The sequence below is a fragment of the Burkholderia sp. ABCPW 14 genome, assembly GCF_001523835.1.
GTDB classification, from domain to species: domain Bacteria; phylum Pseudomonadota; class Gammaproteobacteria; order Burkholderiales; family Burkholderiaceae; genus Burkholderia; species Burkholderia mayonis.
The window spans coordinates 58,201-80,642 of sequence record NZ_LOVS01000072.1 but is presented as its reverse complement, the minus strand read 5'-3'; the positions used below and the strand labels follow the sequence as shown (position 1 = coordinate 80,642).

General features: G+C 60.9%; 21 protein-coding genes and 3 pseudogenes. 12 read left to right on the top strand and 12 right to left on the bottom strand.

All coding sequences use genetic code 11. The annotated features are described in order from the left end of the window. Positions 1 to 32 precede the first annotated feature (32 nt). Positions 33 to 1,166, top strand: coding sequence for a CaiB/BaiF CoA transferase family protein (locus WS62_RS11065; protein ID WP_066570877.1), 1,134 nt, complete (start codon positions 33 to 35; stop codon positions 1,164 to 1,166). Positions 1,167 to 1,309: 143 nt separating this feature from the next. Here the strand turns inward: WS62_RS11065 and WS62_RS11060 are convergent, their stop codons facing one another. The 4 genes from WS62_RS11060 to WS62_RS11045 form a co-directional block, all read right to left on the bottom strand. Beyond that, positions 1,310 to 2,005: an RNA polymerase sigma factor gene (locus WS62_RS11060; protein WP_066570876.1), complete on the bottom strand. Its 696-nt coding sequence runs from the start codon at positions 2,003 to 2,005 to the stop codon at positions 1,310 to 1,312. A 28-nt stretch (positions 2,006 to 2,033) separates the two neighbouring features. After that, complete coding sequence (locus WS62_RS11055) at positions 2,034 to 2,348, bottom strand: cupredoxin domain-containing protein (protein ID WP_066570875.1); 315 nt, start codon at positions 2,346 to 2,348, stop codon at positions 2,034 to 2,036. A gap of 55 nt (positions 2,349 to 2,403) precedes the next feature. Next, positions 2,404 to 2,937: a DUF4142 domain-containing protein gene (locus WS62_RS11050; RefSeq protein WP_066570874.1), complete on the bottom strand. Its 534-nt coding sequence runs from the start codon at positions 2,935 to 2,937 to the stop codon at positions 2,404 to 2,406. Positions 2,938 to 3,136: 199 nt separating this feature from the next. After that, positions 3,137 to 3,607 (bottom strand): hypothetical protein, encoded by a 471-nt coding sequence (locus WS62_RS11045; RefSeq protein WP_066570873.1) that lies wholly within the window; start codon positions 3,605 to 3,607, stop codon positions 3,137 to 3,139. Between the two features lie 440 nt (positions 3,608 to 4,047). Between WS62_RS11045 and WS62_RS11040 the strand changes: the two genes are divergently transcribed. The 4 genes and pseudogenes from WS62_RS11040 (at position 4,048) to WS62_RS11025 (ending at position 5,838) form a co-directional block, all read left to right on the top strand. Beyond that, complete coding sequence (locus WS62_RS11040; RefSeq protein WP_066570872.1) at positions 4,048 to 4,485, top strand: BPSL0067 family protein; 438 nt, start codon at positions 4,048 to 4,050, stop codon at positions 4,483 to 4,485. Beyond that, on the top strand, positions 4,472 to 4,819 hold the full coding sequence (locus tag WS62_RS11035) for an STY0301 family protein (RefSeq protein WP_066570871.1): 348 nt from the start codon (positions 4,472 to 4,474) through the stop codon (positions 4,817 to 4,819). Before WS62_RS11040 ends, WS62_RS11035 begins: the two co-directional genes overlap by 14 nt. A 288-nt stretch (positions 4,820 to 5,107) precedes the next feature. Beyond that, positions 5,108 to 5,314 (top strand): annotated as a pseudogene (locus WS62_RS11030) (catalase); the annotation flags it as partial. Beyond that, on the top strand, positions 5,311 to 5,838 hold the full coding sequence (locus tag WS62_RS11025; RefSeq protein WP_066570869.1) for a cytochrome b: 528 nt from the start codon (positions 5,311 to 5,313) through the stop codon (positions 5,836 to 5,838). The pseudogene WS62_RS11030 and the gene WS62_RS11025, both read left to right, overlap by 4 nt. Positions 5,839 to 6,041: 203 nt before the next feature. Here WS62_RS11025 and WS62_RS33290 read toward each other — a convergent pair whose 3' ends face one another. Continuing rightward, complete coding sequence (locus WS62_RS33290; protein ID WP_082720872.1) at positions 6,042 to 6,275, bottom strand: SymE family type I addiction module toxin; 234 nt, start codon at positions 6,273 to 6,275, stop codon at positions 6,042 to 6,044. A 663-nt stretch (positions 6,276 to 6,938) separates the two neighbouring features. Between WS62_RS33290 and WS62_RS11020 the strand changes: the two genes are divergently transcribed. The 4 genes and pseudogenes from WS62_RS11020 to WS62_RS33280 form a co-directional block, all read left to right on the top strand. Further along, the gene (locus tag WS62_RS11020) at positions 6,939 to 7,382 is read left to right on the top strand and encodes a hypothetical protein (RefSeq protein ID WP_066570956.1); all 444 of its coding nucleotides are present in this window, start codon (positions 6,939 to 6,941) and stop codon (positions 7,380 to 7,382) included. A gap of 163 nt (positions 7,383 to 7,545) precedes the next feature. Continuing rightward, positions 7,546 to 9,063 (top strand): annotated as a pseudogene (locus WS62_RS11015) (recombinase family protein). Beyond that, positions 9,060 to 9,962 carry a plasmid partitioning protein RepB C-terminal domain-containing protein gene (locus WS62_RS11010; protein ID WP_066570868.1) on the top strand — a complete coding sequence of 301 codons (903 nt, stop codon included), beginning with the start codon at positions 9,060 to 9,062 and terminating at the stop codon, positions 9,960 to 9,962. The pseudogene WS62_RS11015 and the gene WS62_RS11010 overlap by 4 nt, the downstream one beginning before the upstream one ends. Next, a pseudogene (locus WS62_RS33280) lies at positions 9,959 to 10,280 on the top strand (plasmid partitioning protein RepB C-terminal domain-containing protein); the annotation flags it as partial. The gene WS62_RS11010 and the pseudogene WS62_RS33280, both read left to right, overlap by 4 nt. A gap of 169 nt (positions 10,281 to 10,449) precedes the next feature. On the opposite strand, the gene WS62_RS11000 reads toward WS62_RS33280, so the two are convergent. Next, positions 10,450 to 11,895 carry a hypothetical protein gene (locus tag WS62_RS11000; protein WP_156440951.1) on the bottom strand — a complete coding sequence of 482 codons (1,446 nt, stop codon included), beginning with the start codon at positions 11,893 to 11,895 and terminating at the stop codon, positions 10,450 to 10,452. Between the two features lie 194 nt (positions 11,896 to 12,089). Between WS62_RS11000 and WS62_RS36255 the strand changes: the two genes are divergently transcribed. Continuing rightward, the gene (locus tag WS62_RS36255; RefSeq protein WP_156440950.1) at positions 12,090 to 12,389 is read left to right on the top strand and encodes a hypothetical protein; all 300 of its coding nucleotides are present in this window, start codon (positions 12,090 to 12,092) and stop codon (positions 12,387 to 12,389) included. Between the two features lie 13 nt (positions 12,390 to 12,402). Continuing rightward, entirely contained in the window at positions 12,403 to 12,621 is a 219-nt protein-coding gene (locus tag WS62_RS10995) for a hypothetical protein (RefSeq protein ID WP_066570865.1), read from the top strand. A gap of 66 nt (positions 12,622 to 12,687) precedes the next feature. On the opposite strand, the gene WS62_RS10990 is transcribed toward WS62_RS10995, so the two are convergent. The 5 genes from WS62_RS10990 to WS62_RS10970 all read right to left on the bottom strand — a co-directional run bounded on the left by WS62_RS10990 (position 12,688) and on the right by WS62_RS10970 (position 18,315). Continuing rightward, complete coding sequence (locus WS62_RS10990) at positions 12,688 to 13,803, bottom strand: hypothetical protein (protein WP_066570864.1); 1,116 nt, start codon at positions 13,801 to 13,803, stop codon at positions 12,688 to 12,690. Positions 13,804 to 13,934: 131 nt separating this feature from the next. Continuing rightward, positions 13,935 to 15,995: an ATP-binding protein gene (locus WS62_RS10985; RefSeq protein WP_066570863.1), complete on the bottom strand. Its 2,061-nt coding sequence runs from the start codon at positions 15,993 to 15,995 to the stop codon at positions 13,935 to 13,937. Position 15,996: 1 nt separating this feature from the next. Further along, positions 15,997 to 16,437 (bottom strand): hypothetical protein, encoded by a 441-nt coding sequence (locus tag WS62_RS10980; RefSeq protein WP_066570862.1) that lies wholly within the window; start codon positions 16,435 to 16,437, stop codon positions 15,997 to 15,999. Next, positions 16,437 to 17,369, bottom strand: coding sequence for a hypothetical protein (locus WS62_RS10975; protein WP_156440949.1), 933 nt, complete (start codon positions 17,367 to 17,369; stop codon positions 16,437 to 16,439). Before WS62_RS10975 ends, WS62_RS10980 begins: the two co-directional genes overlap by 1 nt. Positions 17,370 to 17,652: 283 nt before the next feature. Further along, positions 17,653 to 18,315, bottom strand: coding sequence for a hypothetical protein (locus WS62_RS10970; RefSeq protein ID WP_066570860.1), 663 nt, complete (start codon positions 18,313 to 18,315; stop codon positions 17,653 to 17,655). Between the two features lie 495 nt (positions 18,316 to 18,810). Here WS62_RS10970 and WS62_RS10965 point away from each other — a divergent pair, with 495 nt between their 5' ends. Then, positions 18,811 to 19,251: a hypothetical protein gene (locus tag WS62_RS10965; protein WP_066570859.1), complete on the top strand. Its 441-nt coding sequence runs from the start codon at positions 18,811 to 18,813 to the stop codon at positions 19,249 to 19,251. A gap of 698 nt (positions 19,252 to 19,949) precedes the next feature. Here the strand turns inward: WS62_RS10965 and gyrB are convergent. Then, positions 19,950 to 22,421 carry a DNA topoisomerase (ATP-hydrolyzing) subunit B gene (gene gyrB / locus WS62_RS10960; RefSeq protein ID WP_066570858.1) on the bottom strand — a complete coding sequence of 824 codons (2,472 nt, stop codon included), beginning with the start codon at positions 22,419 to 22,421 and terminating at the stop codon, positions 19,950 to 19,952. Positions 22,422 to 22,442 lie beyond the last annotated feature (21 nt).

Sequence of the window (22,442 nt, the reverse complement as noted above, 5' to 3'; positions counted from 1 at the left end):
CACCGACAATATCGAACCTCACGGGAGCGGGCATGGGCCCTTTGCACGGAATCCGAATCGTCGAAATCGCCGGACTGGGCCCGGCGCCGTTCTGCGGCATGCTGCTCGCCGACATGGGCGCCGACGTGATCCTCGTCGAGCGCACGGCCGGCCGCGACGGCGATCCGCTCGACCTCGGCCGTCGCGCGATCTTCAATCGCGGCAAGCGCTCGCTCGCGCTCGATCTCAAGCAGCCCGCGGCGGTCGATGCGGTGCTGCGGCTCGCCGAGACTGCCGACGCGCTGATCGAAGGCATGCGCCCGGGCGTGATGGAGCGGCTCGGCCTCGGGCCCGGCGCATGCTTCGCGCGCAATCCGAAGCTCGTGTACGGACGGATGACGGGCTGGGGCCAGGACGGGCCGCTCGCCGATGCGGCGGGACACGACATCAACTACATCGGCCTGTCCGGCGCGTTGTGGTACGCGGGGCAGCCGGGCGACGCGCCGCTCGCGCCGCCGACGCTCATCGGCGATCTCGGCGGCGGTGCGCTGTATCTCGCGATGGGCGTGCTCGCGGGCATCCTGGAGGCGCGCTCGCGCGGGACGGGGCAGGTCGTCGACGCGGCGATCGTAGACGGCAGCGCGAATCTGATGAACCTGCTGCTGTCGATCCATGCGGCGGGTTTTCAGCCGATGGAGCGCGGCAAGGGCTTGCTCGACGGTCCGCACTGGTACGGCAGCTATCGCTGCGCGTGCGGCGGGTATGTCAGCGTCGGCGCGCTCGAGCCGCAGTTCTACGCGCTGCTTCTCGACAAGCTCGATCTGACCGGCGACGACGAGTTCCGGAATCAATACGACGCGAGTTGCTGGCCGCGGCTGCGCGAGCGGCTCGCGGCGGTGTTCGCGAGCCGGCCGCGCGCGCATTGGATCGCGCTGATGGAAGGCACCGACGTGTGTTTCGCGCAGGTGCTGAGCCCGGTCGAAGCGAAGTCGCATCCGCATCTCGCGGCGCGCGGCGTCTACGCGGAGCGCGACGGCGTGCTGCAGGCGGCGCCTGCGCCGCGGTTTTCCGGTTCGCCGAACGCGCAGCCCGGCGCGGTGCCGCGGCGCGGCGCGCACAGCGCTGACATCTTGCTTGAAGCGGGATTCGGGCAAGACGAGATCGCGGCGCTCGTCGCGAAGGTGTGAGCGGCCGCGCGCATCGCGTTCGTCGATCGACATGCGGTACGCGGGTGACGCGCGCCCGTATCCACGATCGCACGGCGTGCGTGCGATCGTCGTCGCCTCGCGCGAATTCGCCGGCGCCGCGTCGCCTCAGCCGGTAGCCGAGGCTATCGTCCTGATTCGCTCGTCAGCCGTCGCATGACCGCCGCGACGAGACGATCGCAATCGCCGCCGCCGAATTCAAACACGTCGCGCTCGGCCAGATCGACTTCGCGGGCGAGCGCTTCGCGCAGCAGGCGCTTCGCGCGGAAATGACGGCTGCGCACCGTCGCCTCGGGAATGCCGAGGCAGCTCGCGGTTTCGTCGACGCTCAGCTCCTCGACCGAACGCAGCACGAACACGATCCGAAACGCGTACGGCAACTGATCGAGCTTCTGTTCGAGCAAGCCGCGCAACTCGGCGCGCGCCGCGGCCTGATACGACGGATCGGGATCGTGCGTGCTCATCGCATCGATTTCGGATTCGGTATTCATATCGACTATCGGGACGACGCGTTGGCGGCGCGCCTGCCGGCGCAGACGCGCGAAGCATTCGTTGAGCACGAGCCGCGAGAGCCACGTGAGGAGCGTGGCGTCGCCGCGAAACTGGCCGATCGAGCGATACGCCGACAAATAAGCTTCCTGCAGCGCATCTTCCGCATCCGCGCTGGAGCGCAGCGTCGCGCGCGCGACGCGAAAAAGACGCCGGTTGTAGCGACGCATCAGAGGCTCGAATGCGGACCGGTCGCCCGCGGCGAGGCGGCGGGCGACCGATCGTTCGTCGTCCGCATCGTATGGCGCGAGCGCCGTGGCGGGTTTCGTCATCGTGAACGCCTCATGTTGTCGAGCCGCCTCACCGGACGATCAGCGTGGCCCGCATCGTCGGATGAAGCTGGCACTGATACGGATAATCGCCGCGCCTGCCGGCGACATAGCGCCATCGCGCGCCCGGCGCGATGCTGCCCGAATCGAACGCGTCCGACGTCGCGCTCGCGGTATGTGGAACGAGGTCCTGGTTCACCCATTCGACGTGATCTCCGCGATGCACGGTCAACGTCTGCGGAATGAAGCGCATGCCCTCGATGACGACGACGTGCGTGCCGGCCGAGGCGGCGACGCTTGCCGTCGCCGCGAAGCCCGCGCCCGCCAGCAGCGCGCATGCGAGCACGAACCGCCTCGCGGGCGCGCTGCGGCTGGGAGGTGCCGATCCGGCACGCCGACAGTCAGCCACCGCGCTTTCCCAGCGACGCCTGCAAGTGCTTCGCGTGATCCAGATGCGCGACGAACACCGGCCGCGCCTTGACGAGCAGCGCCTTCAGCTCGTCGTTCTTCGCGTTCGGGATCAGTGTCTTGTCGAGCGCGTCGAGTACCGTTTCATGGTAGGCCACTTCATGGGCGATGTACGCGCTGTCGAACGCCGCGCCGTGCAGCTTCTTCAGATTCGCGAGGTTCTCTTCGCCGCCTTGCTTGAGGCTGCGGCTCGTCGCGTTGTCTTCCGGCGCGACGTTCAGTTTGTGCAGCAGATCGGCGGCGGCCTGATTGACGCTGCCGTGGTCGGCGACCATGCGTTGCGCGAACGCCTTCACGTCTTTCGACATGGATCGCGATTCGGCGAGCTTGCCGGCATCGATGTCGACCTGATTGGCCGTCGCGACGATCGCCGCGATCTGCGGATCGGTCGGTCCCGCGCCCTGCGCCCAGACGGCGCCGCTCGCGAGCGCCAGCGCGGCGAGCCATCCTCTCGTGATGATCTTCATACGAGTTCTCCCAAATGACGGACAGGCGGCTCGCGGAAACGAAACCGGATGCGACGATCGCTTCCGCGCGCCGTGAGGACATAGATGTCACGTGCGCTCGTCACGTTCCGGCGCGGGAAACGAAACGCGATCGTTTCGCCTCGCTGGACGATGCCCGCGGCGGGAGATTGCACGCGCGTAGTTTCGTTCGTTTGGCGCGCTAGTGCCGCAGCATTGCGCCGGATCTGCTCATGCCGCCGCCGTGCGACGTCCCATGATGAAAGCCGCCGCCCATCGGCGGGCCGATGTGGCTTGGCGTCATCGGATGAAAGTGATGGAACCGATGGAAGTGGTGGAAGTGGTGGAAGCGGTCGACGAAGAAGAAGGTCGTGTCCGCGCCGACGAAGAACGGCGTGCCCCAGTACCACGGATCGGGATACGGGTACGCGGCGACGGGATACCACAGCACGCTGCCGTCCTCGTTCTGGACGAGCCGCCATGTTCCGTCGCTTTGCAGGCACGCGCGTCCGACGACCTGCTGCATCGCGCCGTCGATGTCCGCCTGCCCGGTGACTGCCAGGCAGTCGGACGTGTCGATCGGCGCGGTCGAGCCGTCATAGGTTTGCGCGCATGCGGACGCGGATAAACCTGCGCAAATCAGCGCAGCTCCGCAACGGATCAGCTTGTTCATGATAGGGCTCTGAATGGACACCCCGGAAATTCGGCGCCAGGCGTGTCGGCCGGCGTCGTCCTGCCTGTCGTTATCGATGTTTGCGAGCGCATTTCGCGAAGCGTCGCTCCGCGCAAGGGGATGGTCGACAGGTAAACGAATCGGCGTGTCGGTCTATTCCACGATGCGGGCAAGCGCGCCCGGCGAGCGATCGGCGGCGTGCGTGCGGTCGAGTCGATCGAGTCGATCGCGTCGATTCCGCGATCTCCAAACCGACGGCGCGGCGCGTGCCTCACGCGATGCGCGCTGTCATGATCGACCGACGCACGGTGCGAATTGCACAGCGATGCAAGAAGTTTGTCCAATTGTCGCGGCAGTTGATAGTTTTCGGCATCTGCCTGACAATCCGGTCCGCTTGGCTGGTTGTAATAATTCGAATTCCATTCCACTCCGAGGAAACCATGCCTTATGTCTCGACCCACTACCTGAACAACCCGAACGCGCCCGTCGGCAAATGGACATGCGCGCCGACGTCCAACCTGGGGCCGTTCGACACCGCGCCGTCCGGGCGCAACACGTCGGGCCGCGACCTGTGCGGCCAGTGCGTGTCGTACGTGAAGCGCGTATGCCCGACGCTGCCGATGACCGTGCAATGGCGCAAGGGAGCGCAAGTCAAGGACAGCGCGTCGATCGTGCCGGGGACCGTGATCGCGACGTTCAATGCCGCTGGCAAATACGAAGGCCACGCGGCGATTTACGTGAGCCAGTCGGTGGCGGGCATCCTGGTCTACGACCAGTTCGTGACGCCGCCCAGCCCGCAACCGGTCAAGCAACGGCTGTTGCGCTGGGGCGCGCACGGCCGGTCGAACAATGGGGACAATTTCCATGTCGTGGAGTAAAGCGGCCGGCGTGTTGCTGGCGATGTCGTTCTATGGTTGCGCGAGCGCATCCGGCACGGCGGCGGAAGTGTGCCCGGCGCGGGCGGAAAGCCCGCTGCGTTACGTCGACGTATTCGACGGCGCGCCGAGCGAGATGGCGACGCTGGTTCCCGACGAGGGCGGCGAGCGCAAAGGCAACTGGCAGCTCGGGTATGTGTACGACGCCGGTCGTTACGTGACGGTCCGCTGCAAATACGCGGATGGCCGGACGACGGACGTCAAGCTCGCCGACCGGGTGAATCGCTGCGATTACCGGATCGACGGGCAGAAGACGCTGAAGCTGATGTGCGAATGATCGTTGCGTGATGCGCGGCGGCGGGCGGCGCGCGTGGGGCTTTTTTGCGCTCGATGCGCGTCGCGCCGTGCCGATGCGGTTGCGGTTGTTTCGTAAGCGGCCTTCATGGCGCGCGATTTCCTCCTTTCCTTCCGACGCGCCGACCGGATTCGCCGGCCGACAAAGCGGTGACGAACAAGCGCGCCGCATATTCGCGTTCGGGCTCGAACGAAACCCGCTCGTTCTTCGTGCACCGCCAGTCAGATCTGCTCGTCGAGCGCATGCGCGACGGCCGCTTCGCCGACACTGCTCGTGCTCGACCGCGTGGAGCCGCAGGACAGCGGACCGTGCCGCGACGTCAATTACGATCCGACGATCCTGCCCGACGGCATCCGCCCGTCGGGCGACCCGCTGCTCGCCGCGCGCTCGGCGGCGTATGCGGATTCGTATCTGCGCCGCACGAGCGAAGAGGCGGGCATTCCCGGCGCCGCGCATCCGCTTTCGGAGAAACGATGATGAAGACCACGTTCAGTCCCCTCGCGCGGCTGCTGCATTGGGTGATGGCGGCGATAATCGTCTCGATGTTTTTTATCGGCGCGGGGATGGTCGCGTTGGTGTCGGAGCGGCATGCGGTGCTGATTGCGATTCATAAGCCGCTTGGGGTGGCGGTGCTGGTGTTGGCTTGCGTGCGGGTTGTGGTGCGGTTGAGCTCGCGGCCGCCGGCGTTGCCTTCGGATATGCCGGGGTGGCAGAAATTCGCGGCACATGGATCGCATCTCGTGCTTTATGCGCTGATGATCGCGATGCCGTTGGTCGGGTGGGCGATGCTGTCCGCGGGCGGGTATCCGGTGACGCTCGGCGGCGGCGCGCAATTGCCGCCGATCGCGCCTGCCGATCCGGTTTGGTTTGCGTGGCTGCGGCATGCGCATCGGTGGTTGGCTTATCTGTTCTTCGCGACCTTTCTCGTGCATTTCGCCGCTGCGCTTTATCACGGGGTGATTCGGCGGGATGGGGTGTTGAGGGCGATGGCGGGGAGGTGAGTGTGACGGGATGCGGCGATCTCGATTGACAGCGCGAACCTCGTTTCCGGCAACGCCTTAGCAATCGAGCGAGGGGGAGGCGGGTCGCAATGACGAGGCCCGCTCTGCGATCAAGTTTTACGATTGCCGAAGGCGTTCACTGGCCGATAGTCGGGACGGACACGAAAGCCATGGCGTGATCATCGCTACACACGTAAGTCCCCTCACTCTGCTGAAATAACAAGCCTTCGTTGTCCAACAGCAATTCGCACACGTTGACCAGGCCGGAATCCAGCTTCTTCGATCCATCGTCCGGCTAACTTGAGCCACGGATAAAACGTAGGCTCCTTGAGTCGGTACGTCGTTTGAGGCCGGAATGGTTGATGACGTATCGATTGCTGAATCGTGACGAATCTTTCCGTGACAAGCTTGGGTGCTTTATGATTGGCGTCAGCCATGATCAACTCCTGTACTGAGTTGGTTGTGGTCAGCGGGTCGTGTGGGTGGCAGCCCATGCGGCCCGCGCTATTACTGGTTACCCTTCCCCACCCTTTCCTGGTGCTGTTATATCGATCGACGCGATTTTCTCGGTCACCGTGATAACCGGTTTGCACGCCGATGTTCGATGCTTGAGAAGTATTGCTTCAAGGACCGATTTGACGACGTTTTTTTCTTGATCCGTCAAGATGCGTAGTCCGTTGAACAGCAAGCGAAAATCCTCGTCCGGTCCATATTCGTCCTCGTCAAACAGCAACGCGTCGGCGCTAACAGACAGCGCGACGGCTACCGTAGGGCGCCTTAGTTGATGAGACGCTGCATACAAAAAATCAAAGACTTACGTGAAGCCGCGCCACAAGTGTCTTGTCGGGTGTGACGGAGTTGATGCGATTGGCCTACTTTGGCGCCAAAGTAGTAGCGTTTGGGTGCGACCCTAATCATCCATGAGTTCACTGAGCGGCTCGTACGACCGTCGGAAGGTCCAGGCCTAGAAAAATCTCAGCAGCGGCTCCAGGAGCCGGAAAATCAGCGAGGGTGGGACGCCGCGTCCCGTGAGCAGGCTTCGATTGACCCCGGCCCCGAACACGGCCGACCCCACTGCGATTTCCCTGTGGAGCATGGCCATGAAATCGGATCGGATCTGCGCTGCGTGCGGCGCTCTCTTCACTCCGCTCTTACACGTCCCGCATCAACGCTTCTGCTCGGCCAAGGCGTGCCAGCTCGCCCGCAGGCGTGCATGGCAGCACGAGCGTCTGCGAGCCGATCCCGACTACCGCGAGAACCAGATTCGCGCGCAGGCCAGTTGGCGGGCCCGGCACCCCGGCTACTGGCGACAGTACCGCGAGACGCACCCGGCCTATCGCGATCGCAATTGCGCGATGCAGAGGCGACGAAATGCGCGGCGCATCGCTAGTCCCGTTGCAAACATGGATGTGTGGCCGGCCTGCCGGCCGCTCGCATCCGGGTTCTACATCCTGCGCGACGCGGTTGAAGCCAGCGTTGCAAAAATGAACGCGTGGACGGTGCACATCGCCGTGCTGTCTGAGCCGAAGCCCGTGCCGGCGTGATTGCAAAGAGATGACGTGTACGACAATGGTCTATCGCCTGCTACCTTGCCTGTGTACTCGCTCGCTTTAGCCGTCGTTGCACGCAGCGAGGAGCGTTGCTGGCGGGAGTTGGATCGTGGACGTCGATTGCACATGCGAATCCGTTGTCGAGCAGGCTTGCAGGATGCGGGCCGCCGAATACGTCCGGATGTCGACCGAGCACCAGCAGTACTCGACGGAGAACCAGCGTGATCGCATTCGCGACTACGCAGCGCGTCGCGGTCTCGAGATCGTGCGGACCTACGCCGACGAGGGTAAGAGCGGCTTGCGCATCGATGGGCGCCAAGCGCTGCAGCAGCTGATCCAGGACGTGGAAAGCGGCAAGGCCGATTTCCAGGTGATTCTCGTCTACGACGTGAGCCGTTGGGGACGATTCCAGGATGCGGACGAGAGCGCCTACTACGAGTACATCTGCCGGCGCGCCGGCATTCACGTTGCCTACTGCGCTGAGCAGTTCGAGAACGATGGCTCGCCGGTTTCGACGATCGTCAAAGGCGTCAAGCGGGCGATGGCCGGCGAGTACAGCCGCGAACTGTCGGCGAAGGTCTTCGCTGGCCAGTGCCGGTTGATTGAGCTGGGTTTCCGGCAAGGCGGGCCAGCGGGTTACGGATTGCGCCGAATCCTGGTCGACCAGCATGGCCTCATGAAGGGGGAACTGCAACGCGGCGAACACAAATGCCTGCAGACGGATCGCGTCATCCTGATGCTCGGCCCGGACAGTGAGGTTCGGACCGTCAACCTCATCTACAACTGGTTCATCGACGAATCACTGAACGAGTACGAGATCGCCGCTCGCTTGAACGGCATGAACGTTCAGACGGACCTCGGACGACCCTGGACTCGAGCAACGATTCGGGAGGTGCTGACCAACGAGAAGTACATCGGCAACAACGTCTACAACCGCGTGTCGTTCAAGCTGAAGAAATCGCGGGTCACCAATCCGCCGGAGATGTGGATACGCAAGGAGGGTGCGTTCGAATCCATCGTACCGAGCGAGACGTTCTATACGGCGCAGGGCATCATGCGGGCGCGTGCCCGGCGCTATTCGGATGAGGAGCTCATCGAACGCCTGCGCAACCTGTATCGAAGCCGAGGCTTCTTGTCGGGCGTCGTGATCGACGAAACGGAAGGCATGCCGTCCACCTCGGTTCATGTATATCGCTTCGGCAGTTTGATCCGTGCGTACCAGACGGTTGGTTTTACGCCCGGGCGCGACTACCGTTATATCGAAACGAATCGCTTCCTCCGGCAACTGCATCCCGAGATCGTTACCGAGACGGAGAAGAAAATCGCGGATCTCGGCGGTAGCGTATCGCGCGATCCCGCGACAGATCTGCTGACCGTGAATCGGGAGTTCACCGCCTGCATCGTGCTGTCGCGGTGCCAGGCGCACGACAGTGGTCATAACCACTGGAAGGTGCGGTTCGACACGAGTCTGCTGCCGGACATCACCGTGGCGGTCAGACTGGATCGGAGCAACACGACAGCGCTCGACTACTACCTTTTGCCGAGGCTCGATTTCGGTTAACCCCGCATCCAGCTCGCAGATCAAAATCCGATCGAGTTCGAGAGCTATCGCTTCGACACGCTGGACTACCTATACGGTATGGCGCAGCGTGCGCGGCTGAGGAGAGCAGCATGACTCAGCGAGAGCAGGCTGGTGAGGTTCGGATGATCCCCATCGACCAGATCGAAGTGATCAACCCGGGCGAACGCAACGGCCGCGTGTTCGAGGAGATCGTCAGCAACATCAAGACGATTGGCCTGAAGAAGCCGATTCTGGTCACGCCACGGGCCACCGCTAGTGGCATCGAGAAGTTCCTCCTCGTGTGTGGTGAGGGACGGCTGAAGGCCTTCCGATCCCTCGGTGAAACGACAATACCGGCACTGGTGGTGAGCGTAAGCGACGAAGATGCGTTCATCATGAGTTTGACGGAGAACATCGCGCGCCGGCAGTGCCGGCCGCTCGAGTTACTCGCCGGCATCCGCGAACTGCAGGAGCGCGGCTACGCGCCGAAGGCGATCGCTGAGAAGACGGGGCTGACGCAGCAGTACGTTCAGGGGATCCTAACGCTGTTGCATCAAGGGGAAGAGCGGCTCGTTATCGCAGTGGAGAAAGGCCGAATCCCGTTGAATGCTGCGCTCTCGATCGTCGGCGCTGGTGACAATGATGAAGCCGTTCAGGCAGCCCTCCAGGAGGCCTATGAGTCGGGCAAACTGCGCGGCCGGCAGTTAATGGACGCTCGGCGGCTCATCGAGCGGCGAAAGACACTTGGGCGCACCGCGAATCGAAACATGACACGCAAAGTGTCCGATGTGACCACGTCCAGCCTAGTTCGAACGTATCAGCACGAAGTCGAGCGACAGAAGGCCATGGTGAGAAAGGCCGAGTTCACGCAGCAGCGTTTGCTGTTCGTTGTCGGCGCACTCAGGCAGCTATTTGCCGACGAGAATTTCGTCAACCTCCTGCGCGCTGAAGGGCTCGCGACGTTGCCGAAATATTTGGCGGAACGGGTCTGGCCAAGCAGGGGTACAGCATGACAGGCGTCGCACTCGGATTCATTCCTGAACCCCTGACCGTTCCGATTGCGAGCATCTTGCCATCGCGGCGCACACCCGCCGGCATGATTGCATCGCGCAAGTTCAAGCAGATCCGGAGTTCCATTGAAGAAGTCGGCCTGATCGAACCGCTGTCGGTAACGCCAGTCGACCAGGCGTCCGGCAACCACGTGCTGCTCGACGGGCATCTGAGGCTGATCGCAATGCAGGACCTTCAGTTCAGTGCCGCCGCCTGTCTGGTCGCAACGGACGACGAGAGCTACACGTACAACAATCGCGTCAATCGGCTGTCGACGAGCCGGAACTCGTCCAAATCGAAGTCGTCCCGAAGACAATCGAGGTTGACTTCGGAGAGGTTGGCCCAGATTACGAATCCTGACCCGGGACTAGATTTATCCGCTGCTGGAAGGTTCGCTCGGGCTCGCCTCGCGAGCGCCAGTAGCATCGGTAGCCGTTCCATGCACGCCACTTATCGGATTCCGTGCCGGGCGAGCAGTCGGTCGAAAAACTCGGCAACGCGGCGCTGCGCCTCAGAACCGACCTGCAGTTTCTCTCCAAGGGCCACGTCACGGAATTCGTATCCGCCGAAGCGATATACCTCGTAGCCCATCAATCGAAGCCGCCGGTCTTCCATTGCCATCTCGGCGTAGAGTTCTGCGTTCGCGATGTAGCGCTCGGGAGCGCGCTGGTCTTTCACCGCGTAGTGATGGCGCCCATCTATCTCAATAACAATGCGGACGCCTTGCTCAAGCATGAGAAGGAAGTCCATGCGCTGCCGCGCCAAGAATTTCTCATCGCCCCGCTGACGGCGCGTGTACGGGTCGTAGTGGAGATAGACCTGCGGAATAAGAGCCGGCAGTCGCTCGTCGAGAAGTTTGTTGAAGCGTTTGTAGTAGCCGTGAAAAATTGCGTACTCGCCGGCCGAGTTGGTGCCGATGACGGAATCGCGCAAACGCGTGTACAAAATCCTCGAGCCTTCGGTTTCATCTACACCATGAATCTCAGCGTACCAGTCGCGAAGGTCGCTCCATAAGAGCATCCCCGAGCTGGGAAGCGGCTGGTCGTAGACGAGCACCTTGTCCGCATGCTTCGTGATTTCGACGTCATTGTTCAGAGCGTCGCGAAACACGAGCTCCGGCTTCTCACCTGTCGACGCGAAAATCAGATTCTTCATCGTCCCGGCGACGCCAGCCTGAATGCGGACGACGCCGTAAATCGCATATCCCGACTCCACGGCAGTTTGCTTCAGAGTGAAACCATCTCGTTTCAACGCGTCGCTGATGGCGCTGGCGAGCTCAGCCTGTTCGGCATCGCGCCGGGTCATCGGATGGACAAGTTTTTCGAGTAAAGCGAAGAAGCGAAACTGAGAGCACGTCAACGCGCCGCATTCAATGAGCATCTCCTCACTGGTCCAATCAGGGTTGCGAAGATAGTGCTGGTCTATCTGAGCCTCCAAGCTTGAGTTATCCAGCCACAACGACCCACCATCGCGTAGCGCCGCAGCGCCAAAAACTTCCGCCAGGCTTTCCAAGACCGGAGCATCCCCGAACAGCGTATCAAACCGATTCAGAACTTTGAGGACGTCGCCGCGAACAAGCTTGCTCACGCGGTGCTGACTATGCAGCGTCAACTCGACGAGCGCTTCCATCAAGCTCTCATCCGGATATTTGAGGAGCACCTTGCGCGCGAGCTCGACAAGCGCGTCTTCGCTCAAATCGGCGATTCTCGTGCTGACGTATGACCTTTTGCTGGCGTGCGCCTCTGTTTCGTCGCCGGGTCCAACGGACGTCTGAATACCCAGCTGCGTGCACACGTGTGGAAGGTTGTACGATTTGACTTCGTGCAGAACAGCTGGAATCAGCGTCCTTACCGTCTCGAAGGAAACTGCCGGGAGCTTGATGCTCGAATCGACCATGAAAGATGCCTCCTGGTTTCGCACTTGCTCATCGCCTCAATCGAGGCCTTCGCAAAAGCATGCATTGTTTCTGCAAAAATAGCAGCCGCCAAGGCAGCGAGGACATCGGTCATTGCATGGAATCCGGAGTTGCGTTCCCGTCGAACATCGCGCCGGCCGCGCGCCGAGAGGCGCTTACCTGATGGAGCCATTGAATGGAAATCATCGTTGAGACGTATGTGCCCACTGGCGAGCCTTCGTCCGCCGGCTTGCGCGTGAGGCCGCTTCCTGGGCAAGGGGTCGACCCAAAGCTCAAAGTCGAGTGCAGCCGGTCCATGCGGAGACAGTATCCGGCCGGCTCGCTGTTCCGGCTGACGGTGAAGCTGACCGACCGCGAAGGCACACAATTTCTATACGCTCACCATGCCGCGCCGTTCGAGCACGTGAGCCGCGAAGAAGCGAAACGATTCATTTCGACCATGTTTCGCGCTAAACCGGTCGAAACACCTCGATAGGAACACGACGACGATGCAGCAGGCTACCTATAAAGGTTACGTGCTATGGGGCCACGCCATCGAGCAGCAAGAGGAGGTTCTGGCGCCCGAGCGGTATGCGGCGAGCGGAACCATTACTCGCGAGCGGAAATTCGTAGAAGCCTCGGGAATTCTTGGCGTTTTCGATAGCGAGGAAGAAGCGCAGGATGCCGGTCTGTCGTGGGCGCGCGCTTGGGTCGACTCGCACGGATAGCAGGGTCCATCCCCATTGCAATTGCCACCGTGTTGGACGCGCACGTCATGACCTTTCGGCAGATGCTCACGGCGGTAGCACAGCGGTGAGCGAACGATAAATTCCTTCCGCCATTTTTCTCACGTCACCGCGCGATTTGTTCATCAGTATGTTCGTGGTCGAAAAGAACGGTAAGAAAGGCTCAGAAGGCATGGTCCTCACTTCACCATCTACCAGCCTGTGCTCGAGCGCCGCGCCGAACCAGTTCTCGGGTAGAGGATGGAGAGCATCAGGGTTGCGAATCAGGACGGTCCCCTGCCGCCAGGTTTCAAGAGCCAAATCTTTATCGCCCACCTCGTAGACGAATGGACGCGGAGCTGCTGCGTTGGGGTCGTGCCGGTAGCAGGAGCCCCATCGAAGCATCCGAACGCCCTTCGCCATGAACGCGCCTTGATGACCCATGCGGTTGAACTTGGGGATGGTTCCCGTGTTGCAAAACAAAACGGCCGATATGTGCTCCGCATCGGGCTGCCGGAAAAAGCCAGACGGTATGCGCTTGTCGCCGTGCTGGTGCTCTTCGAGTTGGTGGCCTTCGATGACAAGATTTCCTTCTTCGTCGTGCCGCCAAGTTTGACCGAGGCCGTACAGGTATCGCACCAAAGGTACGTCGGAGGTCGCCAGCGCGCCGGCCGTGTGGAAATCCTGAATCGCCAAAATCAGTGGCTTGTCCGCAACCTGAGGAAGCTCCCAATATTTCTTCTTGAGCTTCGAGAAGAGCGGGCTTCCCAGTCGGATGGGAATCGTGTGTTCCAGCTCCTCCGCGGCTTCCTGAAGCTTCCTGAAATCGGGGACCGCGTCATAGGGCTGGATTGCGCCGTTCCCCTGCGGGTTGGCTGTCACAGCCTCGACGGCTGCGGTCACGCCATCCTTGGTGATGAGGAAATCGGGGCGGTCGAAGCTCCTGTCCAACTCGTGGCCAGCGTCCTTCAGCATCACCGAAAGGAAGAACTCGAAGGTGCGCGCGTCAAGGCCGAACGTCTGAAACTGCTCGACGAAATTGCCGTCTGGGTCGGAGAACTCTTGCTGAAGCTGTCTGATGAGTTGGCGTGCCGGAGCGTACCCGGGCGCATCTCGCAATGTTATGAACTGCGGATGCAGTTCGCTATCAGGCTTCCCCAGGTCGGCGAAGAGGTCGATAGGCATCTAAATTGGCTCCCACTATCGCGCTTCGGCGCCACGCCGGCGCAAGTTTGCGTCATCGCTCCTCGGCACCTCGCTGAGGATGTCTGGCGCGGCGGAGGCCACCCTGGCACCGGCACCGCCACTCGGTACGGCTACATTGCACCGCTGTGCCGCATCGGGCTAATGAACTTCTCGGGCAACTCGATAAGGTGAAAGTGGCTGCCTTCAGTCACGCGGTCGAAAACTGCGACGCTTTCATCGAACGAGGCGGCGAGAATGCTCTGCAGCTGCTTCAGTCCGCTCATGAGGTTCACAAGCGCCTTCTGGCTCGTCTCGCTCATCGAATGCTGACCCGGCTCGTCGAACATCAACACGCTTGGGTGATTGCCCGCGTAGTCCCGTGTTGCCGAAGTTTGATATACCGCGAGCAAGAATGCCCAGATAAGCCGGACGAAGTCGCTCGCTGATGATTCAGATTTTACGTTGCGCTTCAGAACTTCACGCAGCGTGATGTCACCCAATGCCGGAAGCAAGGTCCCCGCATTGATTTGGACCTCCGGGATGTCGGCGCTCGTGTAGTTGAACGCCGATGCGTTTGCTCGAAAGTTCTTTTCGAGAACCGAAATCTTGATGCGGTCTCTCTTGCTGTACAGGTCGCTCGGGAATTTCGCACGCTCCTCCTCAGCGCCGACAAGCTTGTCTACGAGGTCTTCCGCACGCTCGAGGAAGGTCGACAGCCGGGACTCCGCACTCTGCATCGAGCGGATGTCTTGCTCGAGAGTTATCTGCTTTCTGACGTCGGCTTCGAGTGTTGCATCCGACTGCGAGATGTTTTTCCTGAGATTTACGACATAGGTTCGCTGCTGCGCTATCTCGCTCTCCAACGCTGCGATGTGGCCGGCGGATTGCTCGCCTATATTCTCCAAACCAGCAATCTGCCCCTTGAGCATACGCAGCTGCGCTTCGAGGTAATCGATGTTGTGCTGCAAATCCATCGGTGTCACGCCGTCCGTGTGAGGGAGCAGAGTGTTCTCGATGTTTGCGCCGCAAGTTGGGCACCTTCCTTCGGCAGATTGAAGCTGGAGACTGGCGCCCAGGTCGTGCAGCTTCCGAGTCGTCTTGTTCTTGCGAAGGTCGGACTCCGCCTGTTGGAGGAGCTGCCGAAACTCGACCAGGGTGTTCTGTCGCAGTCGGGCTTCACTCGACAGCGTCTCATAGCGCGCCATGAGCATGTCCAGCTTGGCGGTTTGCTCATTCAACAGGTCGATAACGTCCTGGGTCGCCGACGCCGGGCCGATTTTGCGGCGGCGCTCAATTGCGTGCCACTGCTCCGTCTTATTCGACACAGCTTGCGATACAGCAACGTTTTCCGATTCGATTCTCACCCAGAGAGTCGCGTGGCCGGGCTCGAACGAGCTGTGGAGGGTTTTGGGAATACCTTGCGCCGATACGCCCACCATGCGCAGAGCAGCCTGCAGCTCGGAGAGATTGTCCGTCCATCGAGCTTGCAGTTGGTTGATGAGCTGTTCGTTGAGCGCTCGCTCCTCCTCGAGCTTGAAATTGTCGAGGCCCAATAGGTACTGAACAACTCGAGTCGGCGCACCCAGGATTTGGTAGAACGGGATGTTCGCTATGTAGTCGGTCCAGCCCCGCTTCTGTTCGATGAACAATGCGGCGGCGACCACTTGCGGATAAAGCCGGGTGAGCCCGCCCACCGAGGATTGCACGCGAGGCAACTGCATGCCGAGAAAGGTTTCGAGGTAGCGCAGAAACCCGCGCTCGTACTGCGCGGCGCCCGGGTCGTGCAGGAAGAGCGGCGTGGGCTCGCCGGCAGCATCGTCGGGCTTCGTGACCAAGGCGCCGTCAAATGCTTCAACGAGTCTGGTCTGTTTGCTTTCGTTCCGGATAGGGCGCCGGAACGTGATGACCTTCCCTGAGTCGTTTTCGACTTCCACCAGGACTGCGGACTGGCTGATGATTCTCGTCTTGCCGTCGAACTGGAAGCTGTCCCGCACGGCCGATGTCAGGGCGCGCTCACCCTTAACGCCAACCAGTTCTTCAAACCCGAGACCGTACATCAAGGTGTTCACCAGGGTACTTTTACCCGATGAGTTGCGACCTTTGATGATGTTGAGTCCGGCCTTGAACGGTGTACGGAAACCGAAGGTCTCACCGTCGCTGATGATTCGAATTTCAATTCCACGAATGAGCATACTAGACCCACTTCTCCACGATACTGTCGACCATTTTCTCGGTTATAGACGTCTTGAGTCCGCGCAGGAAGGCGGCGTCTTCGTCGTACAGCTGTTCGTCCAAAGCTCGCTGGCAGAATGAATTGCCCTTGTCTGTCAGCACCACCGTCTTGGCGGTCGCGTCGATGAGCCCATCTGCCGCGGCCAGAGTCATCGCCTTCTGTACAGTCGGGTCGAGGCCCCAAGCCGGAAAATCGATTTCCTGGCTCCTGGCGGCACGAATGAGCTTCTCCCTTCGTGCGTCGTCTTTCAATACCCAATTGAATAGCTGCAGCCTGACGAGGCTGGACTTTCGCCCGCGCGACGCGAGCAACAGGACAAGCAGAAGCTGCGTAATCTTGAAGAGCGGTCGATGGTCAGGAAGTACGGATGAGGGGCGGACGTTGAACTCGAGGTATGCCATTATTGGACCGGCTCCGAGAAGTCAAGCTGACATACGGCAAGCCAGCGCGCGACGACGAGGTCTGCAAGAGTGCGCGTTTCGCTGAAACCGACAACACCTCCGAGCTCTTTCTCCAGCCGGGTGCCAAGTTCAGCTCTGACCGATTCCACCAGCTCGTTGGGCTCGCCGGTCCAGAAATACTTCAGTTCCTGCATCTCGTCAGCGTAGAGGCCAATGACACGAATGACTTGTGCAAAGGCCTGAGGTGACGTCCGCTCAATCGTGGCGAGGTGGTGGTCGCAGCGTAAGAATTTGCCTTGGACAAGCTTGTTGAATTCCGACAGCTCGGCTTCAAACGTCGGGCTGGCCTGCCTCGATTTGAGGCGCATGCGGTTCTTTCGAGCGATGAGCTTGTCGTACTCCTCGGGAGCTTCCGGCAAGGCAATCGACTTGTCTACCGCCGGGCCAAGCTGCAAAGCAGTCCCCGCGTTGCGCCTACATTGCTCGAACTCGCTGGAGTAGTAGCCGGCGTCCAGAAGCGAGATGTTGAAGTCTTCGGTGAGGATGGTGAGCTCCCATTTGCGGGCATCCTTTTCCTTCTTCCGGGCGTGTTTGTGGAGCTCGTTGTCGTTTATCGTCGGCGTCACAAACAGCCAGTTGCGAATCCTCGTGGAGCCGATGCGCTCGGCTATCTGTTGCGCATAAGATTTGAGCTTGCCAACGTCGCGCGTAATCTTGTCGCGGATGTTGTCGTAGAGCTCTTCCTGTGTGTAGTGCCGTTCCGGACAGTAACATTGGAACGCGAGACCGTCCGTCGTCCAACCTTCGATTCCAAAGTCGCCAGGCGAAGCTGGCATGTGCTGATATGACGGTCCGTATTTCAATTTGAACGCCGACTGGCACAAGCGCTCCCAGCTTGTGCCATCGAAAGTTCCGAAATCGGTTTGTATCACGAAGCCCCCAATCTACATGTATCGTCCAGATACGACTGTTCTCGTGCGGTCTCCTTGACCGTGGAACCGGGCTTATTGAGACGTTCTTGGAGAACCCCGATTCTGTTCATTCGCCGCACACTGGCGCAGGCAGGTCTGACCTTTCAGGCGATTATGTGTGCGCTTAATCGAAAAATCTACCTGTTAGTGCAGTTTGCTTCAGTGGTATTCGCGCGCCCGCAACAATGGCAAGCGTGCCGCGTGCTCACTGCGGTACTCGGCGCCAACATTAAACGCACCTGGGTCAGTTTGTCGGACTGCCTGTTTCCGCCTGCTGTGTGCTTGTTCCCGGAGGCACGGGCCAGAGCGACGGCGCTGACTGAAGGTCTCGAACTCGCTTCTCATGCTTCAGAACGCGTTCCCTCAAAGTTTGAAGTGCAGTTTCCCCATGCTGATGCATCTGCGCGGGCGGCAGTCCACAACACTGTCGGACTGTGGCCGCGAGCTTCCATGCCTGCTCGCCAAGCCGCGCGCAGCCGAGAGTTATGGCGTCGCACGTGCCGAAGGGGTCATCGAATTCGGCACTGTTCCGGATGTAGTGCACGGTTTCCTGGTGTGCATTGGGAAACTCACGAAGCTGCGCCGCTACGTCTTTCGGCAACCACTTCCACTGGATTTCTGTTGAGTAGGAGAACGGGGGGAGTCGGACCGGCTCCAACGGGTCGTAGCTATGGCGGCGTCCGGCCTCCTGCTGCGCCTCACTGTCGGTGTAAATCATCTGTACGCAGCTGCGCACGTAGCCCTCGAGCTCTTCAACTGCTAACAGGGCAGCCAGGAACGATTCGCGGTCGTGCTCACGCCCGTCTTTGCCTCGCGCGAAAAGCCCGTTGATTATCGCGCCCGTCGCTGAACCAATAACAGCCGATGATGCCGCGATTTTCAACCAGTCGTAGGAATCGAGTGCCATAGTGTCCTATGCGGCTAATGTTTTTGTGGCCTGATATACCTTCAAAATCATGGAGTGCAAGCCGGTGCGGAGGGCCGAAACTATCGTCGGCATCGCCTCGGCGCCTATCCATGCATGTTGTCGACAGTATTGTATCTATGTGATATTCGACTGTCGGGCAGGCCGAAACACAGTCGACACGAGACCAAAGCATATTCGACTTGGCCGCCATTCCGCTTCGACATCTCCGTTTCACTTCCCGTCCGGTACCGAATATCTCGCGAACTCGACGGATTTGACGCGTCCATCTATCGGATACGAGCGTCGAAATGCATTGCGCATAACCGCACACCATAGAACAATGTATACGGACCAAAAAGTGTATTTCGAGCTTTTCGAGAAGTATGACTCTGTCGTCCGGGACTACCGAAGCCCGCAAGGCGACCCACAATCTACCGCTCTCCGTATGCACCGAAACGGCGACCTGGCGGTTTATTACGCGCCGCTCGAGTTGGTGTGAATCCCGCGGCGAAGCTCGTGCTCGTGGACACCACTCCTTGGAAGGCACAAGCCGACGTTGCGTTGACCGAGGCGAACCGCGCGCTGCACGAAGGCGCTCCTGTGACCGAGGTGCTTCGCCGCGCGAATCTCGCGGATGCGTTCGCTGGGGTGGCACGTCAACGCGTCATTTCGCTTTTCGACCACATTGGCGTGCATCAGTGGTTGGGGTGGGGCTCGAGTGCAGACCTGCTCGGCGACGCCGGCGACTTGGTGCAGATGACGTCCGTGCTTCAGTTTCCGGTTTTCAGGGGAAACTGGCGTCCGGAGAGAGACCCGATGCTCCGCCTAGAGATGAAAGACCACTTCGCAGAGATGGCTAAGCCATGCCAAAAGCGGTCTGCATCCCGCAGCGCCGCTACCGGCGCACCTCTACGAAATCTATTGTCCATCTTATGAGAAGTGGGCGGCACGAGCGCAATCGAAGCAAAACGGCGTTGGCCATTGACTTGGAGGTGTACCCCCGGATGTCTTGATGCCTCAGGTCGTTGCGAGACCTGAGTCGCGCATGTTCGCGCGGTGCAATTTACAAGCTTTCTAGGGCAATCGCAAAAAAGGGCCGCTGGAAATGCCTCCCGCGGCCCTTTGACGATAGCTCTGGTTACGCCTTGCGACAAAAGGCTCAGCGGTTAGCCAGCCCCCGTAACCGAAATCCAATCGAGGGGCCCGTAACCGAAACTAATGCAACTCAGCAACAGCAGCAGCCCCCATCGTCTCACTCACTCCACCGTCACCGACTTCGCCACATTCCGCGGTTTGTCGACATCGGATTGGAAGACGTCGCTATTTTTCGTCGTCGACAAACCCAAGCTATTAAGAAAAAAGCCACCTCGCTTCATCTGACATTAGGCCATCGCTACGACTAGATAGCCGGCGGCAGCGTTTTTCGAAGGCGAGACTGCCGGCGACTATCGCGAACTCCACTCCGGGACTTCTCACTAAAAACACAACGGCCACCTCATAAAGGTGGCCGTTTTTCCTTTCGGAATAGCGCTTAGCGGGACGTCATCAGCTTGAGCTATCGGGACACATTATTCAATAAAAGTCTCAATGGATGCCTCCCAAAATCTCACCTTATGGTTCCCGCTACACCCACCTCAAACATCAATATTCCCCGCCCGTAACGCATTATTCTCGATAAACGCCCGACGCGGTTCGACCTCATCCCCCATCAGCGTGGTAAAGATCCCATCCGCCGCAATCGCATCCTCGATCTGCACGCGCAGCAACCGCCGCACCGCCGGATCCATCGTCGTTTCCCACAGCTGCTCGGGATTCATCTCACCCAAGCCCTTATACCGCTGCTTCGACATATTCCGCTCGGCATCGGTCATCAGCCACTTCATCGCGTTCTTGAAGTCGGACACGCTCGAGCTGCGCTCACCGCGCTTGATCATCGCGCCCGCACCGATCAGCCCCTTGAACGTATGCGCGGTGTTCACGAGCTGCTGATAATCGGCCGTGAGCTGGAACTCCTCGTCGAGGACCGACACGCGCACGTTGCCGTGATGCGTGCGCTCGATACGCAGCGAACGCACCTCGCGCACCGGATCGTAGGTCGGTACGACGCGCACTTCCGTCTTCGTCGCATCATCGCTGAGCGCCGCGGCCAGGGCCTTCGCCGACGCCTCCGTCGACGCCTCGTTCGACAGGTCGATCGCGACGCCGTCCATGATCGCTTCGAGCGCGGCCGGATCGTACAGGCGGCTCAGCCGCTTGACGACGCCCTGCGCGAGCAGATACGAGCGCGCGAGCTCACCGAGCGCGTCGCCCGAGATCGGCGTGCCGTTCTCGGTCGGCACGAGCTCCGAACCTTGCAGCGCGAGGCGCAGCATGTGCGCGTCCAGCTCGGTGTCGTCCTTCAGGTAGCGCTCGTCGCGGCCCGCCTTCACCTTGTAGAGCGGCGGCTGCGCGATGTACACGTAGCCGCGCTCGATCATCTCCGGCATCTGCCGGTAGAAGAACGTGAGCAGCAGCGTGCGGATGTGCGCGCCGTCGACGTCCGCGTCGGTCATGATGATGATGCGGTGGTAGCGGAGCTTGTCGAGGTTGTAGTCGTCCTTGCCGATCCCGCAGCCGAGCGCGGTCACGAGCGTGACGATCTGCTCGGACGACAGCAGCTTGTCGTAGCGCGCCTTCTCGACGTTCAGCACCTTGCCGCGCAGCGGCAGGATCGCCTGGAACTTGCGGTCGCGCCCCTGCTTGGCCGAGCCGCCCGCCGAGTCGCCCTCGACGATGTAGATTTCCGACTTCGCCGGATCCTTCTCCTGGCAGTCCGCAAGCTTGCCCGGCAGGCCGACGCCGTCGAGCACGCCCTTGCGGCGCGTCATCTCGCGCGCCTTGCGCGCGGCGTCGCGCGCGCGCGCCGCTTCGACGATCTTGCCGCAGATGATCTTCGCGTCGCCCGGCGTTTCGAGCAGGAACTCCTCGAGCGCCTTCGCGACCACTTCCTCGACCGGCGCGCGCACTTCCGACGACACCAGCTTGTCCTTCGTCTGCGAGCTGAACTTCGGCTCGGGCACCTTCACCGACAGCACGCACGACAGGCCTTCGCGCATGTCGTCGCCGGAGGTTTCGACCTTCGCCTTCTTCGCGATCTCGTTGTCGACGATGTACTTGTTGATCACGCGCGTCATCGCCGCGCGCAGGCCCGTCAAGTGCGTGCCGCCGTCGCGCTGCGGGATGTTGTTCGTGAAGCACAGCACGTTTTCGTTGTAGCTGTCGTTCCACTGCATCGCCACTTCGACGCCGACGTTGTCCTTCTCGCCGTTGATGTGGAAGATCGTCGGGTGCAGCACGCTCTTCGTCTTGTTGATGTATTCGACGAAGCCCTTCACGCCGCCGCCGAACGCGAAATCGTCTTCCTTGCCCGAGCGCAGATCGGTGAGGCGGATGCGCACGCCGTTGTTCAGGAACGACAGCTCGCGAATGCGCTTCGCGAGGATGTCGTAGTGGTATTCGACGGTGCCGAAGATCGTCGGATCGGCCATGAAATGCACTTCGGTGCCGCGGTTCTCGGTGTCGCCGACGACCTGCATCGGCGAGACGTCGACGCCGTCGCGCGTTTCGATCGCGCGATTCTGCGCGATGCCGCGATGGAACTCCATGAAGTGCTTCTTGCCGTCGCGGCGCACGGTGAGGCGCAGCCAGCTCGACAGCGCGTTCACGCACGACACGCCGACGCCGTGCAGGCCGCCCGACACCTTGTAGCTGTTCTGGTCGAACTTGCCGCCCGCGTGCAGCTCGGTCATCACGATTTCGGCGGCGCTGCGCTTCGGCTCGTGCTTGTCGTTGAGCTTGACGTCGGTCGGGATGCCGCGGCCGTTGTCGGTCACGGAGATCGAGTTGTCCGCGTGAATGGTCACGTGGATATCGTTGCAGTAGCCGGCGAGCGCTTCGTCGATGGAGTTGTCGAGCACCTCGAACACGAGGTGATGCAGACCGGTGCCGTCCGACGTGTCGCCGATGTACATCCCGGGACGCTTGCGCACCGCTTCCAGCCCCTCGAGGATCTGGATCGACGACGCGCCGTAGCTGTTTTCGGGCTGCGAATTGTGCTGTTCAGTCATGGATTTCTTCCGGTTCTGCTG